The organism is Neobacillus sp. FSL H8-0543 (genome assembly GCF_038592905.1).
GTDB lineage: Bacteria > Bacillota > Bacilli > Bacillales > Cytobacillaceae > Neobacillus.
The window spans coordinates 4,867,033-4,885,903 of record NZ_CP151943.1; the positions used below are offsets into that span (position 1 = coordinate 4,867,033).

Sequence of the window (18,871 nt, forward strand, 5' to 3'; positions counted from 1 at the left end):
GTAAGGGAGAAATCGTTTATATATGGACACTACACAATAAGAAGGGAGAGAAAAGGAGTGAATCGAATACGGATAGTTGCCATTTTATCATTGTTATTTGGCTTTATGCTTATGCTGCTTCCAGTGGATAGCTTTGCCAAAGGGGAATTAGTCTATGTCGTACCGATTGAAAAAACAGTTGAAAAGGGATTGTACTCCTTTTTGAAAAGAGCCGTTGAAACAGCTGAGAATGAAAATGCTGACGCCATTATTTTTGAAATAAATACCCCTGGAGGAGCAGTTGATGCTGCTACAGATATTGGTAAGCTGCTTACTTCCACGAATATCAAGACAGTAGCTTTTATTAATAACCGAGCGTTATCCGCTGGTGCATATATTTCATTAAATATGGATGAAATCTACATGGTAAAAGGAGGGACTATTGGGTCGGCTGCGATCATTGACCAGCAAGGTAATACAGCTGGAAAAAAAGCGGAATCCTATTGGTTTGCCGAAATGAAAAACGCGGCAAAGCATGCTGACCGGAATCCAATTTATGCTCTGGCGATGGCTGATGAAAATGTTGATCTACCAGAGTACGGAGCCGAAAAAGGGAAATTATTAACATTAACCTCCGAACAGGCTGTAGAGGTTAAATACGCTGAAGGAATTGTTAACAATCTTGATGAACTGCTTGAATTACTCGGATATACCGAAGCGGATGTAAGACCTCTTGAAGTAAGCATGGCAGAAAAAATTGCCCGCTTTATCACGAATCCATTTGTTTATTCAATTTTACTAACGATTGGTTTCCTTGGTATCGTACTGGAATTATTCTCACCAGGTTTTGGGGTTTCCGGGTTTATCGGAATATCAGCATTGCTGCTGTTTTTTTACGGACATCTCGTCGCTGGACTTACTGGCTATGAAACCCTTATTCTATTTATTACCGGACTCGCCCTTATATTATTAGAGTTATTTATATCAGGAGGTATAGTAGGGATCCTCGGTTTTGTGGCAATTATTTCAAGTTTATTTTTAGCAGCAGATAACGTGGTACATATGGGAATATCCCTGCTTATAGCCATTGTCGTTTCCATCTTGATTTCTATTTTATTGATTAAGGTTTTTGGTAAAAAATTGCGACTGTTTAAAAAGCTCATTTTAACCGATTCCACGAATACAGAAAGCGGATATGTTTCTAATATAAATCGATCAGAATTAGTTGGTTTGGATGGCTATGCGTTAACCATACTACGACCATCCGGCACCATCCTTATTGGTAACGAACGGATAGACGCCGTAAGTGAAGGAGCCTTTATTGACAAAGGTTCCAAGGTAAAAGTAGTAAAGGCAGAAGGAGCCCGAATTGTTGTCAGAGCCAGAACAAACTTGGATAAATAGTCGGTGTGTTTTTTCAACAGGGCAGGATATTCTGCTTTTCAAAAGCAAAGTAACCTGCCCTTTAACTTCTCATATTGAGTGACTGTCACAACCCGAGTTTTGATGTTTAAGGGTTAGTCGAAAAGAAATAAGTGGATAATAATGAAAACAACTAGAATATGGAGGAATAACGAATGAAATTTCCAAATGATGCTGATGGAGATGCTTTACAAAGTTTATATAAAGATGGAGTAGATTTTAAAAAACAACAATCAGTGGACTTCTTTGTTGCCGTTCCTGATAAAGCAACAGGTGAAGAATTATCGCAAGTACTAAAAGGCGAAGGATTCAATTGTTTCTTAGACCAAGACGACGAAACGGAAGAGTGGGCCTGTTGTTGCACGAAAAGAATGTTATTAAATTATAATGAACTAATAAAAATACAGAATAAATTAGATAACTTAAGTAAACCACATGGTGGTTTTGCTGACGGTTGGGGCGTTTTTGTAGAATAGAAAAAAGAATAGCGTGTTATCATTTATTGATGAAAGTGGTGCCATTCCAAATAGGGGATGGTGCCTTTCTTTTTATCCTAAATACTTCGATTTCAAATATTAATGAATTACTAGTGTATTAGATATGGTAAAAGTGCTAGGCTCTATCCAAAAAATGGAGGTTGCCTTTATTCTTTAATCAATCTTACATTTCACTCATTCACCAAGGCCGGCATGTTGCCCTAAAGACAGTATCCTGCCTATTTTTGTAAATTACACTTGACTCGATGTGTTTACTTTACATTTAGTATAACCGGTTTGACCTTTTGTAAAATTAATCATACAAGGAGGTGTGAATGATGACTTGGAGTAACAAGACAAACGATCGTGGCTCTCGAAAAGGGAAACTACTCCCATCTTTGGAACTGGCTTTTCGCATTGCTCATGCCTTTAACTTACCGTTGGAAGAGGTCTTCTTTTATGGAGATAACAAGACCGAGTAAGTTGCTTTCCCGTCTTTGAATTGATAAACGTGAGAGGATTAAAAGATGAATTCAAAAAAAACAGCAAGAATTATAGGGGTACTGTTTATACTCGCAGCAGTTACAGCGGTGATAGGTCTTAATTTATACGACCCTATCTCAAACGGTCCCGATTATCTGAGAAATGGTTCCGAACACGCCAACCGAGTGGTAATTGGAGCCTTAATGGAATTAATGCTTGTTGTTTCATCGGTGGGAACGGCCACTACTATGTTTCCATTGTTAAGGAAGTATAATGAAACAATCGCAATATGGCATGTTTGCTTCAGGTTTCTTGAAGCAGTAGTTATTACAGTTGGTGTCATCAGTGTTTTAACCCTCTTAACCCTAAGCCAGGAATTTGTTGCAGCAGGAACCCCAGATCCTTCATCCTATCACGCTTCAAGAAAATAGGGTCAGTTCCCCGTTCAAGTAAAACATTACTGTGCCGGGGGACTGGCCCTGTTTTTGGCCCGAGATGAAGAAAAAGATAAAATAGTTTCTTGTGTTATTTCTAGAAAAAGAGAGAAAATAATGTTTGACAATTCGGAAAATTCATATTAAACTTTAAATAATAAAACTGGTACGTATAACCTGATAACAGGTATTGTTTACATCAGCATAAAAGGACTTCGTCTAATCAATGTATGAAGGGAAATAATCCATATATTTATTGAAAAGAGTTGATTACATGTTAGATGAAAAAAGTGTCATCCCTCTTTATTACCAACTTAAAGAGATATTAAAGGAAAAAATAAAAGACAGTTCATGGGAGGAAGGATTAAAGGTTCCATCCGAAAGAGAGCTGATGGAATTCTATGGTGTAAGTCGCGCAACAGTTCGAAAAGCAATAAGTGAACTCATGATGGAAGGATTGATCTTTAGTAAACAAGGTGTTGGAACCTTTGTTTCCAAAACAAAAATTACACAGAATTTAATAGGAGAACTAAGCTTTAATCGGCAAGCAATACTTCAAGGATTAACTCCAAGTTCAAAGGTTGTTTACGCAGCTTTGGAATCACCTCTACCTAACCGCATCGTGGATATTTTCAATTTAAATCAAACTGAGAAAATTCATAAAATCATCCGAGTTCGTTCAATAAATAACACTCCATTAATATTAGAAACTTTATACATCCCATACAAATTTGCACCAGAAATATTAAATCAAGATTTAAAGAATATTACAGTATTTAATTATTTGGAAAATGAGTGTAAGCTAACTTTCACTCACTCTACCCTTGAAATTGAACCTATAGCAATTAATGAATTTGAATCAAATTTCTTAGAAATAGAGGTTGGTAAACCGTCTCTATCGCTAGAGCGAGTGATCTATTTCCATGAGCAAGTAATCACCATTCAAAGACGAATTATGCGTGGGGATCGAGGAAAGTTTTCCCTGACTTTAGGGGAAAAACCAAAAAAACACGAAGATTATCTTGTTGGTATTGAATTTAACGAGTAAGTCAAATTTTAATGCGGTTTTCATCATCCCAAAATATTAGTAAAAGAAGGGGAGAGTGAATGAATTCAAATATAAGGATTCTAATAAAATTACTTTTCACTTTTTTAAAGATAAGCCCAATCACCTTTGGTGGCGGTTATGCCATGACTACATTAATTGAATTAGAAGTCGTAAATAAAAACGAATGGATAAAAAAGGAAGAAATCATTGATGTATTCACTATTGCACAAACCTTGCCTGGAGCGGTTGCGATAAATTCCGCCATATTCATTGGCTATCGTGTAGCCGGTTTTACTGGTGCCGTGGTTTCATTAATTGGCATTTTGTTCCCTACCTTTTTGATTGTCATATTGGTTTCACTAATTTATTTCATCTTCAAGGACAATTCAATTATTAAAGCCGCATTTAATGGAATTGGTGCTTCAATCGTTGCTTTGATTCTATATGCAGGATTTTTAATTGGAAAGACAGCTATCAGAGGAAAAACGAGTGTATTTATCATGATCCTGAGTTTATTACTGCTAATCATTTTTCATATAAATCCGATCATATTGATAATTAGCGGGGCTTTGGTAGGAATGATTAAACTGAAACCTAAATCTGTTGGTGAAAAAGGGGGGGGAATAACTACTAGGGATGAGCAAATGTTGTTTATAAAGAAAGTTAAAGAGGAATAATTATGATGTATTTACAACTTTATTGGGGATTTTTTCTAGTTGGCTGTTTTTCATTTGGCGGAGGCTATGCCATGCTCCCTCTAATTGAAAGGCTAATATCTAGTCATGATTGGATGACATCAGGACAGTTTGCAGAGGTTATTTCTCTATCAGGTATGCTCCCAGGCTCTATAGGGACAAATGCTGCTGTTTTTGTGGGTTTTCAAACAGGCGGAATAGCAGCTTCACTTGTTGCAACGGCTGGAATTATCACACCATCCTTAATACTAGTGGTTCTAATCAGTAAATTTTTTAAGCGCTTTCAAGATAGTGAAATTATTGAAAAAGCTTTTTATGGTTTAAGGCCAGTTGTCGTAGGATTGCTAGTCTATTCAGCTATTAAATATGCTTTTTCCTTAGAGATAATGACGACCATTTCTATAGAAACAATCATTTTTACTATTATGCTCATAATTTCCTTGCTTCTCTTAATCTATAAAAAAATCCACCCACTGTTCCTAATCTTCTTATCTGTGATAGGCGGAATAGCATTTTTGTAATCAATGTCCATTATTTTTTTGAAATGAAGGGGGTTAAGGTTTCTATGTCTATTCAAAAATTATTCGATCTCACTGGCCAAACAGCCATTGTTACAGGCGGTGGTAGAGGCTTGGGTCGCCAAATTGCATTAGGGTTAGCTGAGGCCGGGGCAAATATTGTTCTATGCTCAAGAAATCTTGCTGCTTGTGAAAGTGTAAAACAAGAAATTATTGATAAGGGTAGGGAGGCTATCGCATTATATGTAGATGTTACCAAACCGGATACAATTGATAAGCTTGTTGATGCCGCCATTAGCCAATTTGGGAAGATTACTATATTGGTTAATAATAGTGGGATTGGTGGTAGATTTCCAGCTGCAGAAATGCCGTTGGAAAAATGGCAGAGTGTTATTGATACGAATCTTACAGGTGTTTTTCTCATGTGTCAGGCAGTTGGCAAAACGATGATTGAAAATAGCTATGGAAAAATTGTTAATATTGGCTCAGCTGCAGGATTTAAGGGAACAGAGCCCTTTTGGCTGGATAATGTGGCATATAACTCAAGTAAAGGGGCGCTGTCGATTCTTACAAAGGATCTGGCGGTAAAATGGGGGCCCTTGGGCGTGTATGTAAATACTGTTGCTCCGGGTACATTTCCAACCGATATAAACCGGGAAAAGATAGCAAAAATTGGTGAAATCATGTTGGATAATATTCCATTACGAAGATTTGGTGGAGAAAACGATTTGATGGGAGCTGTATTATTCTTTGCTTCAGGAGCTTCCAACTTTTGTACAGGGCAGACGTTACCTATTGATGGAGGATTAACGGCAAAATAATATTTGGGTATGAAAAGCCCCATTTGGAAGCCTTTCCATTATTAGCCAAGACAATATTAATACACTGAAAACATTAATCGAGGAGGATACCTGATGAGTATTAAACCAAATGAAACAAAGCAGAACCCCAGTGAGAATGTAGCAACGGCAATAAACCCCAATCTCTACATGGGTGGATCTGTGGAAAAAGTGACAATGTCTAACGGTGCAATTGTTAATAAAGTATTGGCAAAGCATTATACAGATCTGCCAGGGCCTTCCATAACAAAATTAACAGACAAAATTACGGTTTTGGAAAATTACTCACTAGAAAATACAATCATTATTGAAGGAAAAGAGGGAATCATTGTCTGGGATACCGGTTCAAATTTGGGGATTGGTAAAAAGAAATATAAGGCACTAAGAAGTGTAACCGATAAACCGATTATGGCTATCATTTATTCTCATAACCACTACACGAAAGGGGCAAAAGCTTTCCTTTCTGAAGAAGCGGAAGATGGGTCTATCCAAATCATTGGTCACCCAGATATACATAAAAATACGATCAATTCAACGGCAGAGCTTGGAAAAGCAATCTCCAAATCAACAGCACAGCACTTTGGGTTATACCTGCCAAATCAAGGACCTGATGCACCGCCTATTAGCTATGATGGTGGAAGTGATGCTGACAAGTCTTCTGGTTATGTAAAGCCAAACTATGGGGTAAGGGATGGAGAAGAACTAATGGTCGACGGAGTTAGGATACAGTTCTTTTATACTCCTGCGGACACATTTGATTCAATCACTGCCTGGCTCCCTGATCACGATACAGTCATCACAAACAGTATTTGGCATGTCCTTCCCAATATGTATACGTTAAGAGGACAGCCTTATCGTGATCCCGATTATTGGATTAAAGGAATTGACCAGATTCGCAGTATTAGGCCTCAATATCTAATCACGTCACATGGCAATCCAATGAAAACTAGAGAAGCAAGCTATGAATTAGCGACATCTTATCGTGATGCCATGTCATTCATTTATTGTCAAACCATTCGATTGATTAATAAGGGGTTGAAGCCGGACGAGATTGCGGAGGAAATCACTTTGCCTGCCCATCTTTCGCAGCATCCTAGATTAATAGAAGTTTATGGTGAGTTCAAGCATCAGGTAAAGGGAGTTTACAGTGGTTTGATCGGCTGGTTTAGTTTAGATGCTGCCGACATAAATCCAGTGCCAATCTCCTTTAGATCACTGAAAATTATTGAAGGCTATGGCGGAATTCCTAAAGTTCTTAAAGCTTGCCGTGAATCCATTGAAAATCATGAATATGCATGGGCAGCGGAGCTGGTTACACATGTGTTGAATATACAGCCTGACCTGAAGGAAGCCCGCGAGATGAAAGCCGAAGCTTTAAGGGAAATGGGTCAATTGACATCGGCCCTATCATCAAGAGGCTTCTATCTTTCCCAAGCACTCGAGCTTGAGGGGAAGGTTGATCTATCAAACATCCCTAATTCGTTCTCGAAAAATTACGATAAAGCAGCAGCGCAAAAGTATCCAATCGAAACCTCCATCAAGCTGCTGGAGTATAAAATAATCCCAGGTAAATGTGAGCATCTTAATCGGATTTTATCCATTGAATTTACTGACCTAAATCAAACATTCGGTTTACACGTCAGAAATGGGGTTGCTGAATTTATTGATTCCCCTCCTAAACAGCCCAATATATCAATCGCTCTGCCAAGCACAGTTTGGTTAGACATCATTTTGGGCAAGTATACCATCGATGAGGCTCTCAATCATGATTCTGTCCAGATTAGTGGAGAGGGCTCAGCCATCAGTGAACTGATGCAAAGCTTTGATTTATAAACTAAACCTATCAAAGGAGGGAATGGCGGTATGGATCAAATGACAGAACAACATTTGAAATCTCCTTACCTTGGAGCACCCGTGGATCAAATGACAATGCCTCATGGAGCTTTTGTCAATAAACTTATGGGAGAAGCCTATGGGAAACGAAGAAAATCAAAAATTAGGAAAATAGGAAACCGAATTACCGTATTAGAGAGATTTTTCCTGGAAAACTCAGTAATTATCGAGGGTGAGAATAGCGTCATTTTCTGGGATACAGGTTCCAATATGGGAATTGGAAAAAAGAAATACCAATTGCTGCGGCAAATAACTGATAAACCAGTACGAGCCATTATTTACTCCCACAGTCATTATACCAATGGAGCAAGAGCGTTTGTCCCAGAAGGGGAAGAGGGAAAATTGATTGACATCATTGGTCATCCAGATATCCATAAAAATTGTATGAATTCCGGTATTGAACTGGGGCCAGCTTTCTCCCGTAATATTGCTCAGCATTTTGGCATGATGCTCCCTAGAACGGGTCATGATGCTTCGCCAATCAATTATGAAGGAGAGGATGGAGAGGATAAATCCTCAGGTTATATAAGGCCAACCTATGAGATTAAGCATGAAGAAGAATTAACGATTGATGGGGTGAGAATGCAATTTTTTTACTCTCCTTCAGATGCGAATGATTCGATTACCCTATGGCTTCCAGACGATGATACAGTGATCACGAACAGCATTCTTAGCTCGTTGCCCAATATGTATACATTAAGGGGTCAGCCATATCGTGATCCTGTCATGTGGATGAACGGAATTGATAATATAAGACGAATCAACCCCACTTACCTTGTTCCTGAACATGGTGAAGTGATGCTAACAAGGGAAGACAGCTATGAATTGGCTACTGCTTACCGGGACTCCATTGCTTTTATCTATAGCCAAACTATTCGTGGGATTAACAAAGGGTTGAAACCAGATGAAATCGCAGAATCTGTTAAGCTCCCGGAACATCTTGCCAAGCATCCTCGTCTAACGGAAACCTACTTGGAACTAAAGCACCATGTAAAGGGAGTTTATAGCGGGTTAATTGGCTGGTTCAGTATGGACGCAGCAGATATTAATCCTGTCCCCCGTAAAATTCGTGCTCAAAAATTAATACAAGGTTTTGGGGGAATTGATAAAGTCGTAAATTCTGCCAAGGAATCTTTAGTGAATAAAGAATACGCTTGGGCAGCAGAACTTATTAACTATGTTTTGACGATTGCTCCTGACTATGAACAGGCCAAACAAATAAAGGCTGATGCATTAAGGAAAATGGCTTATGTCACGCCAGCTTCATCATCAAGAAACTTTTATTTAACCCAGGCCTACGCTCTGGAAGGAAAGATCGATTTTAATCAAATTCCAGCTGGTTTTTCACCAGTTGACGAGAAAAGAATTGGCGCCCTGCCAATCGTGGAGGCTGTAAGGGTCCTTCAATATCGGATTGACCCTATTAAATCAGCCGGCACCGATGCACAGATAGAGTTACATTTTATTGATAAAAGCGAAACCTTGGGCCTGTGTATTCGAAATGGAGTGGCGGAGTGTGTTCATCATGCATTGCAAAATCCGACTTATTCACTCTCCGTCCAAAGTTCTGACTGGTACAGCTTGATCTTTAAGCGAAATGATTTATCTGCCTTACTATCCAGCGGACGAGTACAACTAACAGGGGATCCGCAGGCATTGATTGGAATATTAGAAATGTTTGAATAAGTTTAAGAGTCCCTACTATCTAATGATTGGGAAGAAATTATTTTATTCAAAAAGGAGAAAAAATGGTTACCAAAAAGTCGATTAAGATTGATACCCTAAATATCTCGTATGTAGATGAGGGAGAACAGGGGGCTCCTCCTGTTCTGCTCATCCATGGTGTACCCGAGTCAAGTATGTTATGGAAGCATCTCATCCCAGGAATTGTTTCGCAAGGTTTTCGGACCATTGCTCCGGACCTCCCTGGATTTGGCCAAAGTGATCGATTTCAGACTGAATCATCATGGGCTAATTATGTCAAATTTATTAATCGTTTTACTGAAGAACTTAAGTTAGAAAAAGTACATCTCATTGTTCATGATTGGGGCGGATTAATAGGTTTACGATGGGCCTGTGATCATATAGAAAAAATCGGCAGTTTAATTATAAGTGACAGTTCATTTATACCGGGATACAGATGGCATCCGATAGCTAGAAAGTGGCGGACTCCTGAAGTTGGTGAACAAGTAATGGAAACGATGGCTGACAAAGAACAGTGGTTTACCAATATGAAGAAAGAAGTTCCTCCAATAGACGAAGAAGTGCTCGAAGACTTCTACTCTATTTACCAAACAGAAGATTCACGAAGGGTCATTCTGGATTTATACCGATCGGCTAGTCCTGAGTTACTGGAACCCTATCAAAAGCTGTCAGCAATAAAAAGTCCCGTTACTATTTTGTGGGGGGAAAATGATCCTTACATTCACTATGAATTTGCCTATAAAATGCGTGACCTACAATATCCGCATGCTGCGGTCCATATAATACCTGACGCCGGTCATTTTATCCATATTGAGGCACCTCAGAAGGTGGTTCCATTGGTGGATGAACACTTTCAAACTGTTAAAAATAATGAGCAAAAAATGATTCAATAAATTTTACAAGAAACTGAAGCAAGGGATTGATTAAGACATGATGGATGTTCAATTAACTACAATTTCTTTACTAAAAAGAGCAGAGAAATATTTCGCTAAGAAAACGGTTGTTTCCAGGACTCCATCTGGTATTCAACGATTCACTTATCAACAAATAGGTGAGAGAATCAGAAGATTATCAAGTGTTCTGGAGAAACTGGGTGTGAACAGAGGGGATATGGTTGGAACCATAGGCTGGAACCATCACTGGCATTTAGAGGCGTATTTTGCGATTCCAAATATGGGAGCAGTGCTGCATACAATAAATTTTCGCCTTTCGGACGAACATTTGATATATATCATCAACAATGCAAAGGATAAGGTTTTGCTTGTTGACAAAGATTTCCTTCCTATTATTGAAAGAGTAAAGGACAAGATTCCATCAGTTGAGTCCATTATTGTGATGACCGATGAGGAAGAGCTTCCGTATACGGAGCTGAGTTCATTGTATTTATATGAAAAACTGATTCGTAATGGGGACCCAAACTATCAGTTTCCAACAGATATTAAGGAAAGCGAACCTGCAGGGATTTGCTATACATCCGCAACTACTGGAAACCCAAAGGGTGTCTTGTATACCCATCGGAGCATGGTCCTGCACAGCATGGCTCAAAGCATGGCGGATGGAGTCGGCATTTCAGAGGGGGACACAGCTCTTGTCATCGTTCCGATGTTCCACGTCAATGCATGGGGACTGCCTTTTACAGCAGCGATGCTAGGTACGACTCAAGTATTGCCTGGACCAAACTTTACTCCCAAGGTACTTTTGGAACTGATCCAATCCGAAAAAGTGACGTTAACAGCAGCAGTGCCAACTGTTTTGCTAGGTATAATAAATGAGTTGGAATCACATCCATATGATACATCAAGTCTACGGATGATAGTGAATGGGGGTTCTGCAGCTCCAAAAAGTATGATCCGAGATTACGAGATGAAACATCAAATTCCATTCTATCAAGCTTATGGAATGACAGAAACAAGTCCGTTTGTTTCGATCACCCGTTTGAAAAGCTATCAGCAGGATTTGCCTTACGAATCGAAGCTTGACTTAAAAGCAAAGCAAGGAATAATGGTTCCGGGAGTAGAAGCAAAAATTATTGATGAAAATGGCGAAGTACAATGGGATGGAAAAAGTATGGGAGAATTGCTTCTTCGTGGGCCGTGGATTACTGATTCCTATTATAAGGAACCGGAGAAAACAAAAGAAGCTATTGTGGATGGTTGGCTGCATACAGGTGATATTGCGACGATAGATGAAGAGGGCTTTGTAAAACTGGTCGACCGGACAAAGGATTTAGTAAAAAGCGGTGGTGAGTGGATCTCTTCCGTAGATTTAGAAAATGCTATAATGGCTCACGAAGCAGTTGCGGAAGCTGCAGTTGTTGGTCTGCCACATCCAAAATGGCAGGAACGTCCGATAGCGGTAGTCGTTTTAAAAGAAAAATTTAGAGATAAAGTAACAAAAGAGGACATCATTGAATTTATTAAACCGCAGTTTGCGAAATGGTGGATTCCGGATGATGTTATCATGATGGATGAAATCCCTAAAACCTCTGTTGGAAAGTTTCTAAAGCGAGCATTAAGAGAGAAGTTGGAATCATTCTTTGTGGCAAAGTAACTGAAATTTCAGTATATTTTTATTAATACTAAATTACGAGGGTGTGAGTATATCGATGAAAACATCGAAAAAGTGGTTAAATATAAGTTTTGCCCTAATTTTGACTATGGTTCTCGTTCTAACTGGCTGTTCATCATCAAGCGAAACTTCTAAAGAAACCAATTCCAATAATAAATCGACTGATAATGACACAAACAAAGTAAAGGTTCTAAAAGTAGCGATGCCTGGTAATGCGACCAGATTAGATCCAGCTTTTGCCGCTTCCGCTCCTGACCTTACGGTTAACCAAACTCTCTATAATGGTCTGGTACGATTTAAGCCTGGAACTGTTACTGTCGATGGAATCGAGGGAGATTTGGCAGAATCTTGGGAAGCCAGTGATGATGGAACTGTTTGGACGTTTAAGCTTCGAAAAGGTGTGCAGTGGCATTTTGGTTATGGGGAACTTAAAGCTTCAGACGTAAAGTGGACCTATGAACGTCTACTCAATCCAGAAACAGGCTCACCCTATCTTGAAGATTTAAAGATTATTAAGGAAGTTCAAACCCCTGATGACTATACGGTAGTTTTCCAGTTACACCGTCCTGACCCTTCTTTCCTTCCGCGATTGCTGGGTGACGATTCTGCAGGAGCAATAGTAAAGAAAGAAGCAATTGAGGAAGCCGGGAAAGATTCGATGGTAAAACCAGTAGGGACTGGGCCATTCATGTTAAAAGAGTATAAACTCAATGAAAAAGTGGCTTTAGAAAAAAATAAAGATTTCTTCCGAGGTGAACCAAAGCTTGATGGAATTGAATTTATTACGATGGCGGATCAAAATTCAGTGGATATTGCCATGGAAAAGGGTGAGATTCATCTAGCAACTGGAAATGCGGATAAGTTATGGGTTGAGAAGACGGAGAAAAAAGATTTCACTATTGATTATCCGGATCCGCCGCTCAACTGGTTACTTCACCTTGATTCAACTATTAAACCGCTCGATGATATTCGTGTTCGAAAAGCGATTGCCCATGCCATTGATATGGAGAAATTTGTAAAGGAAGTTTATACCTCTAAAGTTGCAACGCTCGCTTCTGGACCGTTGGCAAGTAACATGGAGGGGCATGCGGATTTGGGAAATTATAAGTATGACCCTGAATTATCAAAAAAATTACTAAAAGAGGCTGGCTACCCAGATGGATTGGAACTGCCACCAAACTTTGTTAATACCCGCTCTTCGTATCTAAATCAGATGACCTTTATCCAAGAACAATTGCGCCAAGTAGGAATTAAAATGGAATTAACGCAGGCTGATATTCCAACGTATCAAGCGAATATTCGTAAAGGGTTGAACAATATAAGTCTATATACAAAAAATTTCAAGCCTCATGCTGCTTTCCCAGTCAATTTCTTTTTCCATACTGGATCTATTGGAAAAACGAACTTTTCTAAGTACGACAAATCAGATAGCTTAATAGAGCAGGCGGCACAGGAAATGGATCCGGCGAAGTCCAAGGAATTGTATGAAGAACTTCAAAAACAAATAATGGATAATTATTCAATCGTTCCACTGATTGAAACAAAAAGTATCCTTTTCCGGAGACCGGAAGTTAAACTTGGATACGATTTCAAGGGCACGTTTGTTTATTCCTATCCAATCTATGAAACAACTGATTTAGAGTAGCCTACTGTTGGTGGGAAGGAGCGTAGTTTTCTCTCCCTCCTTCTTCCCAACTTTACGAAAACGGGGTGATTGTTTTGTTGAAATTTTTAGTACGGCGAATATTGGTTGCCATTCCAACAGTTTTTATTACCTTAACCATAATTTTTTTCGCTCTTAGAGTTCTTCCGGGGGATCCAGCATTAGTGATTCTGGGTGAAAATGCCAGTGAGGCGGCATTAGAAAATTTACGAAAGCAAATGGGATTAGATTTGCCTGTATGGCAACAGTATTTACATTATTTGGGCGATATCTTTACCGGGAATTTTGGTGAATCCATTGCATCAGGAACCCCGGTTATGACACTTATTGCAGATAATTTCGTACCCACTATCGCTTTGTCCATTAGTAGTATTGTTGTTGGGTGTATTCTAGGGATTCCAATTGGGATCTTATCAGCCTTAAAGCCTAATTCTTGGATCGATTTCATCATGCGAGTTTTTTCATTTATTTGGTTATCTTCACCACCATTCTTACTTGGAATTCTCCTGATTTTAGCTTTTTCTCTTAAGCTTAATATTTTCCCGTCTATGGGATCAGGTGAAGGGTTTTGGGGAAGTTTATTCCACTTGATTCTGCCAACCTTTACATTGGGTTTAATCCTTTCTGGTGTCATGATGAGATTCGCCCGTGCCAGTATGCTGGAGGAAATCAATCAAGATTATATTAGAACGGCTAAGGCAAAAGGTATTCCGAACAGGGTCGTTGTTTTTAAACATGCCTTAAGAAATAGTCTTATTCCTGTTATAACGGTCATTGGTATTGATATAACCGCTTTGATTAGTGGAGCTGTTATAACAGAAACGATTTTTAGCCGCCCAGGCTTAGGAAGTTTAGCGGTAGGTGCAATCCTAACGAGAGACTTTGCAATTCTTCAAGGATGCCTCATTCTGTTTGCTTTATTGGTTATTTTTGTGAACTTAATTGTGGATGTGAGTTATTCCTTTGTTAACCCAAAAATAAGGCCAAGATAAATATATTTAAAAGGAAAGGAGAGATGCTAAAATGGTACAGCCATTACGACAGGAAACTGAAGCTAATCTAGTTTCGGAAATTTCAAATACAGAAATACCAGTTAAAAAACGTGTCAAATCTGCAGAATGGGCCGCATTTAAGAAAAACCCTTTAGGTATGACAGGGCTGGTGATTTTAGTTTTTATGTTATTGGTTGCCATAACGGCTCCGTTCATTATACCCCATGATCCTCTAGCTCAAGATGTTGCGAATCGTGCGAAGGGTGTCTCAGTAGAACATTGGCTTGGAACGGACCCTTTAGGAAGAGATATTTTAAGCCGTGTCATTTTGGGATCACAAACCTCCTTATTTGTTGGCTTTATTTCAGTAGCTGTCAGTACTATTGTAGGAGGATTGCTAGGGATGGTTGCTGCTTATAAGGGGGGCTGGCTTGACGATGTATTAATGAGAATCCTTGAATCCATCATGATGATCCCACTTTTATTATTTGGATTAATGGTTCTTGTCGCATTAGGGTCAAGTATGACAACTTTAATCATTGTGATTAGCATTGGGTTAATTCCTGGGGTAGCAAGAATGGCAAGGGGATCCGCCTTGGAAGTAAAAGAGCGGGAGTATATTAAAGCAGCGATCTCTTTAGGGGCAGGAAACTTTCGGGTGATCATTCAGCATATTTTTCCCAATATTTTAGGGCCGCTATTGGTCATTTCCACCCTTCATATGTCTTCTGCCATTCGGATTGAAGCTAGTCTTAGCTTTCTGGGAGTTGGTGTTCAGCCTCCGACACCTACATGGGGAAATATGATTCAGGAAGGGTTTACATATATCACCTCTACCCCTGGACTAGTCCTTTTCCCTGGGTTGGCGCTGCTTATTGTATCGATTGCGTTTAATGTAGTGGGGGATGCGATGCGTGACGCCTTCGATCCCCATATTAAACAACAGAGAAAGTAGGAGGTAGGAAAATGGCTGCTGTTTTGGAAATTAAGGATTTACAAGTCGGCAGGAAAAACAAGGAAGGTTTTAATGCCATACTGGAGAACGTTAGCTTTTCCATTAATGAAGGGGAATTTGTGGCAGTTGTTGGAGAAAGCGGCTGTGGAAAAAGCATGACTGCTTTATCTATTATGGGACTCCTTCCAAAGACGATGCAAGTCGGTTCAGGCTGCATTTTATATAATGGTAAAGATATAACCAAAATGTCTGTGAAAGAAATGAATAAAATTCGGGGAAAAGAAATATCTATAATTTTCCAGGAGCCGATGACATCATTGAACCCGTCTTTCACTATTGGGAACCAACTGGCAGAAGTCTTTAAATACCATACGGACTTAAATGCCAAAGAAATTAAAAAAAGGTCGATTGAAGTCCTAAATCAAGTAAAAATACCTGATGCTGAAGAAAAATTAAAGGCTTATCCTCATGAACTTTCCGGGGGGATGAGGCAGCGTGTGATGATTGCGATGGCCCTTGCCTGCAATCCAAAGGTTTTGATAGCTGATGAACCGACAACTGCCTTGGACGTTACCATTCAAGCGCAAATACTCGAATTATTGTATGAACTCCAGCAGAATTTGAATATGACGGTGATCATGATTACCCATGATTTAGGGGTTGTGGCAGAAATCTGTCAAAAGGCAGTGGTGATGTATGCAGGGCAAGTGATTGAAGAAGCGTCCGTTGAGGAATTGTTTGAAAATCCTAAACACCCCTATACAAAAGCCTTAATGCTTTCTGTTCCAAAATTAGGAAGTAGAAAGAAGGAACTATACTCCATTGAGGGGACTGTACCTGACTTTGACAACATGCCTAAAGGATGTCGCTTTAATCCTCGCTGTCAAGCTGCCACACATGAATGCAGAGAGAAAGAACCGCAATTAATGGATGTTGGGCATGGAAGGAGGGTACGTTGTTGGCACTTCATGTAAAAGAAGAAATTCTAATTGATGTAATAAATTTAACAAAATACTATCCTATGAAAGGAAACTTCTTTGGTAAATCCAATGATGTCATCAAAGCAGTCGATGGTGTTTCTTTTCAAGTTAGGAAGGGCGAAACATTTAGCATTGTTGGAGAATCAGGTTGTGGCAAAAGTACCACAGGCATGTCCCTATTGAGACTAATCGAACCTACTTCGGGTGAGGTGGTATTTAGGGATAAAAATGTTTTAGTAATGAAGCGAAAGGAGATGCTGGATTACCGGCAAAATATACAAGTTATCTTCCAGGATCCCTATAGTTCTTTAAATCCAAGACACACCATTAAGAAAATTTTAAGTGAGCCATTTGCCATTAATACGAAACTATCTAATGCCCAAATTGAAGATGAAGTGAGCAAACTTCTCAGACTAGTCGGTATGGATGTCCATCATTTATATCGGTATCCCCATGAGTTTTCCGGCGGCCAGCGGCAACGAATTGGCATTGCTAGAGCACTTGCATTGAATCCACAGCTCATTATCTGTGATGAGCCGGTATCAGCATTGGATGTCTCGATTCAATCACAAATATTAAATTTACTCAAGTCACTTCAACAAAAGCTTAAACTTACCTATATTTTTATCTCCCATGATTTAAGTGTAGTAGAACATATCAGTGACCGGGTTGCTGTTATGTACCTTGGGAAAATTGTTGAAATCGGAACCCGGGAACAAATATTCAACAATCCTCAGCACCCTTATACAAAGGCATTGTTATCATCGATTCCGGTTGCTGACCCCAAATTAAAAAAATTGACACAAAGAGTTCATTTAGAAGGAGATGTACCAAGTCCGAGAAACCCGCCAAAAGGGTGTCCGTTTTATTCCAGATGTCCAGTCAGAATGGATTCATGTAATCAAACCGCCCCTGAATTGAAGGAGATTTCGCATGAGCATCAAGCTTCATGCCACTTAATATAAACGATTTTAAGGAGGATGGAAATGGCAAGAAACTTTTTAAGCGTATTGGAAACACAAATGAACCAAGTATTTAAGAATAGTACAAAGGATGTTCAATTAATTGAATTTAAAAAGGATTTTTTCTATGCGCCTGGTTTTGGGAATGTTGGTGTAGTCCTTACAACTGAAGGTGTAGTTGTCATTGATACTTGTATCAGCCCAGAACACGCAGAAAAGATATATAAGGAAATCCGTAACCTGACAGATTTGCCAATCCGTTATATTATCTACACGCATGGTCATATGGATCATGTCAATTCGGCAGAAGTATTTAAGGAAAATGGAACGATTGTTGTTGCCCATGAAAATGTTATCGATCGATTTAGAAAATATCAAATCTTGAAGGAACATAGGCAACGGATTGGCTCTGTTCAATTTGACAATAAAACAACTGATGTGAAAAAATACGATTTTACTTACCCAGAAATTACCTTTCATACCGAGTACGAATTTATACTTGGGGAAAAGAGGTTCCAAATTATCCATGGAAAAGGAGAAACGGATGACCATTGCTTTGTCAGCATACCAGTTGAAAAGGTCATTTATTCAGGAGACTTTTTCATCTCGTCCTTTCCTAATATTGGGAACCCGTTAAAAGAGGTTCGCTTTGAAAGGGAATGGTATGAAGCCTTAGAAAAAATCAGAGATAGGCAGCCGGAATTCCTCGTTCCGGGACATGGGGATCTTTTTGTTAATAAGGACACGATTCAAACCGCTTTACAAGATGTCATAGAATGCCTGCGTTTTGTCCATGATGAGGTCATTTATCATATGAATAAGGGAACTTTGCTAGAGGATATGCTCGATCAGATTAAACTTCCTGAGCATTTGGAAAAAAGCGAATATATTAAACCACATTATGGCTGTTTAATGTTTGCCATCAAAGGAACACACCGTAGATATTCCGGTTGGTTTGATGGGAACCCGACTAACCTGCAGCCTGCCAAACAAAAGGTTGTCGCAAAAGAAATTCTGTCTTTTATCCCTAATCCAAATGCCATCCTAGAAAAATGTAAACAGCTTCGTGATAATGGGGAGTTTCAAATGGCGCTACATTTGATTGATTTACTCGTATTTGGTAGTGAAGAACCGGAGGCTTTAGAATTAAAAGCTGAATTAACCAAAAAACTTTCAGAGAAAAATGATAATTTTATTATGAGAAATATTTATAAACAAATTGCCCAAAGTATGGTCTCAGAAAATACCCATAAATGAGGA

General features: G+C 39.1%; 17 protein-coding genes and 1 pseudogene. All 18 read left to right on the plus strand.

Annotated features, from left to right (window positions below):
- Positions 1-57: 57 nt before the first annotated feature.
- The 18 genes and pseudogenes from NSS81_RS24240 to NSS81_RS24325 all read left to right on the plus strand — a co-directional run bounded on the left by NSS81_RS24240 (position 58) and on the right by NSS81_RS24325 (position 18,868).
- Entirely contained in the window at positions 58-1,383 is a 1,326-nt protein-coding gene (locus NSS81_RS24240; RefSeq protein WP_342431160.1) for a nodulation protein NfeD, read from the plus strand.
- A 173-nt stretch (positions 1,384-1,556) separates the two neighbouring features.
- A complete protein-coding gene (locus tag NSS81_RS24245) occupies positions 1,557-1,877 on the plus strand; it encodes a ribonuclease E inhibitor RraB (protein WP_342431161.1) in 321 nt (106 codons plus the stop codon).
- A gap of 345 nt (positions 1,878-2,222) precedes the next feature.
- A pseudogene (locus NSS81_RS24250) lies at positions 2,223-2,359 on the plus strand (helix-turn-helix transcriptional regulator); the annotation flags it as partial.
- Between the two features lie 45 nt (positions 2,360-2,404).
- Positions 2,405-2,791, plus strand: coding sequence for a DUF4386 domain-containing protein (locus NSS81_RS24255; RefSeq protein WP_342431162.1), 387 nt, complete (start codon positions 2,405-2,407; stop codon positions 2,789-2,791).
- Positions 2,792-3,068: 277 nt separating this feature from the next.
- Positions 3,069-3,842 carry a GntR family transcriptional regulator gene (locus tag NSS81_RS24260; protein WP_342431163.1) on the plus strand — a complete coding sequence of 258 codons (774 nt, stop codon included), beginning with the start codon at positions 3,069-3,071 and terminating at the stop codon, positions 3,840-3,842.
- Positions 3,843-3,901: 59 nt separating this feature from the next.
- Positions 3,902-4,519, plus strand: coding sequence for a chromate transporter (locus NSS81_RS24265; RefSeq protein WP_342431164.1), 618 nt, complete (start codon positions 3,902-3,904; stop codon positions 4,517-4,519).
- Between the two features lie 2 nt (positions 4,520-4,521).
- Entirely contained in the window at positions 4,522-5,058 is a 537-nt protein-coding gene (locus NSS81_RS24270; protein WP_342431165.1) for a chromate transporter, read from the plus strand.
- A 44-nt stretch (positions 5,059-5,102) separates the two neighbouring features.
- On the plus strand, positions 5,103-5,876 hold the full coding sequence (locus NSS81_RS24275) for a glucose 1-dehydrogenase (RefSeq protein WP_342431166.1): 774 nt from the start codon (positions 5,103-5,105) through the stop codon (positions 5,874-5,876).
- A gap of 93 nt (positions 5,877-5,969) precedes the next feature.
- On the plus strand, positions 5,970-7,727 hold the full coding sequence (locus NSS81_RS24280; protein WP_342431167.1) for an alkyl sulfatase dimerization domain-containing protein: 1,758 nt from the start codon (positions 5,970-5,972) through the stop codon (positions 7,725-7,727).
- A gap of 30 nt (positions 7,728-7,757) precedes the next feature.
- Positions 7,758-9,473, plus strand: a complete 1,716-nt coding sequence (locus tag NSS81_RS24285) for an alkyl sulfatase dimerization domain-containing protein (RefSeq protein ID WP_342431168.1) — start codon at positions 7,758-7,760, stop codon at positions 9,471-9,473.
- Between the two features lie 62 nt (positions 9,474-9,535).
- Positions 9,536-10,384, plus strand: a complete 849-nt coding sequence (locus tag NSS81_RS24290) for an alpha/beta hydrolase (RefSeq protein ID WP_342431169.1) — start codon at positions 9,536-9,538, stop codon at positions 10,382-10,384.
- Between the two features lie 37 nt (positions 10,385-10,421).
- On the plus strand, positions 10,422-12,041 hold the full coding sequence (locus tag NSS81_RS24295) for a long-chain fatty acid--CoA ligase (protein ID WP_342431170.1): 1,620 nt from the start codon (positions 10,422-10,424) through the stop codon (positions 12,039-12,041).
- Between the two features lie 55 nt (positions 12,042-12,096).
- A complete protein-coding gene (locus tag NSS81_RS24300) occupies positions 12,097-13,704 on the plus strand; it encodes an ABC transporter substrate-binding protein (RefSeq protein WP_342431171.1) in 1,608 nt (535 codons plus the stop codon).
- A gap of 77 nt (positions 13,705-13,781) precedes the next feature.
- Complete coding sequence (locus NSS81_RS24305) at positions 13,782-14,714, plus strand: ABC transporter permease (protein ID WP_342431172.1); 933 nt, start codon at positions 13,782-13,784, stop codon at positions 14,712-14,714.
- 31 nt (positions 14,715-14,745) lie between these two features.
- Positions 14,746-15,669, plus strand: coding sequence for an ABC transporter permease (locus tag NSS81_RS24310; RefSeq protein ID WP_342431173.1), 924 nt, complete (start codon positions 14,746-14,748; stop codon positions 15,667-15,669).
- An 11-nt stretch (positions 15,670-15,680) separates the two neighbouring features.
- Positions 15,681-16,643: an ABC transporter ATP-binding protein gene (locus NSS81_RS24315; RefSeq protein ID WP_342431174.1), complete on the plus strand. Its 963-nt coding sequence runs from the start codon at positions 15,681-15,683 to the stop codon at positions 16,641-16,643.
- The gene (locus NSS81_RS24320; RefSeq protein WP_342431175.1) at positions 16,628-17,614 is read left to right on the plus strand and encodes a dipeptide ABC transporter ATP-binding protein; all 987 of its coding nucleotides are present in this window, start codon (positions 16,628-16,630) and stop codon (positions 17,612-17,614) included. Before NSS81_RS24315 ends, NSS81_RS24320 begins: the two co-directional genes overlap by 16 nt.
- Positions 17,615-17,635: 21 nt before the next feature.
- Positions 17,636-18,868 (plus strand): alkyl sulfatase dimerization domain-containing protein, encoded by a 1,233-nt coding sequence (locus tag NSS81_RS24325; RefSeq protein ID WP_342431176.1) that lies wholly within the window; start codon positions 17,636-17,638, stop codon positions 18,866-18,868.
- Positions 18,869-18,871 lie beyond the last annotated feature (3 nt).

Coding starts and splice junctions, on each gene's coding strand:
- NSS81_RS24265 (WP_342431164.1), top strand. CDS start 3,902: ATGAATTCAAATATAAGGATTCTAATAAAATTACTTTTCACTTTTTTA.
- NSS81_RS24275 (WP_342431166.1), top strand. CDS start 5,103: ATGTCTATTCAAAAATTATTCGATCTCACTGGCCAAACAGCCATTGTT.
- NSS81_RS24260 (WP_342431163.1), top strand. CDS start 3,069: ATGTTAGATGAAAAAAGTGTCATCCCTCTTTATTACCAACTTAAAGAG.
- NSS81_RS24290 (WP_342431169.1), top strand. CDS start 9,536: ATGGTTACCAAAAAGTCGATTAAGATTGATACCCTAAATATCTCGTAT.
- NSS81_RS24270 (WP_342431165.1), top strand. CDS start 4,522: ATGATGTATTTACAACTTTATTGGGGATTTTTTCTAGTTGGCTGTTTT.
- NSS81_RS24310 (WP_342431173.1), top strand. CDS start 14,746: ATGGTACAGCCATTACGACAGGAAACTGAAGCTAATCTAGTTTCGGAA.
- NSS81_RS24255 (WP_342431162.1), top strand. CDS start 2,405: ATGAATTCAAAAAAAACAGCAAGAATTATAGGGGTACTGTTTATACTC.
- NSS81_RS24280 (WP_342431167.1), top strand. CDS start 5,970: ATGAGTATTAAACCAAATGAAACAAAGCAGAACCCCAGTGAGAATGTA.
- NSS81_RS24300 (WP_342431171.1), top strand. CDS start 12,097: ATGAAAACATCGAAAAAGTGGTTAAATATAAGTTTTGCCCTAATTTTG.
- NSS81_RS24285 (WP_342431168.1), top strand. CDS start 7,758: ATGGATCAAATGACAGAACAACATTTGAAATCTCCTTACCTTGGAGCA.
- NSS81_RS24295 (WP_342431170.1), top strand. CDS start 10,422: ATGATGGATGTTCAATTAACTACAATTTCTTTACTAAAAAGAGCAGAG.
- NSS81_RS24325 (WP_342431176.1), top strand. CDS start 17,636: ATGGCAAGAAACTTTTTAAGCGTATTGGAAACACAAATGAACCAAGTA.
- NSS81_RS24245 (WP_342431161.1), top strand. CDS start 1,557: ATGAAATTTCCAAATGATGCTGATGGAGATGCTTTACAAAGTTTATAT.
- NSS81_RS24315 (WP_342431174.1), top strand. CDS start 15,681: ATGGCTGCTGTTTTGGAAATTAAGGATTTACAAGTCGGCAGGAAAAAC.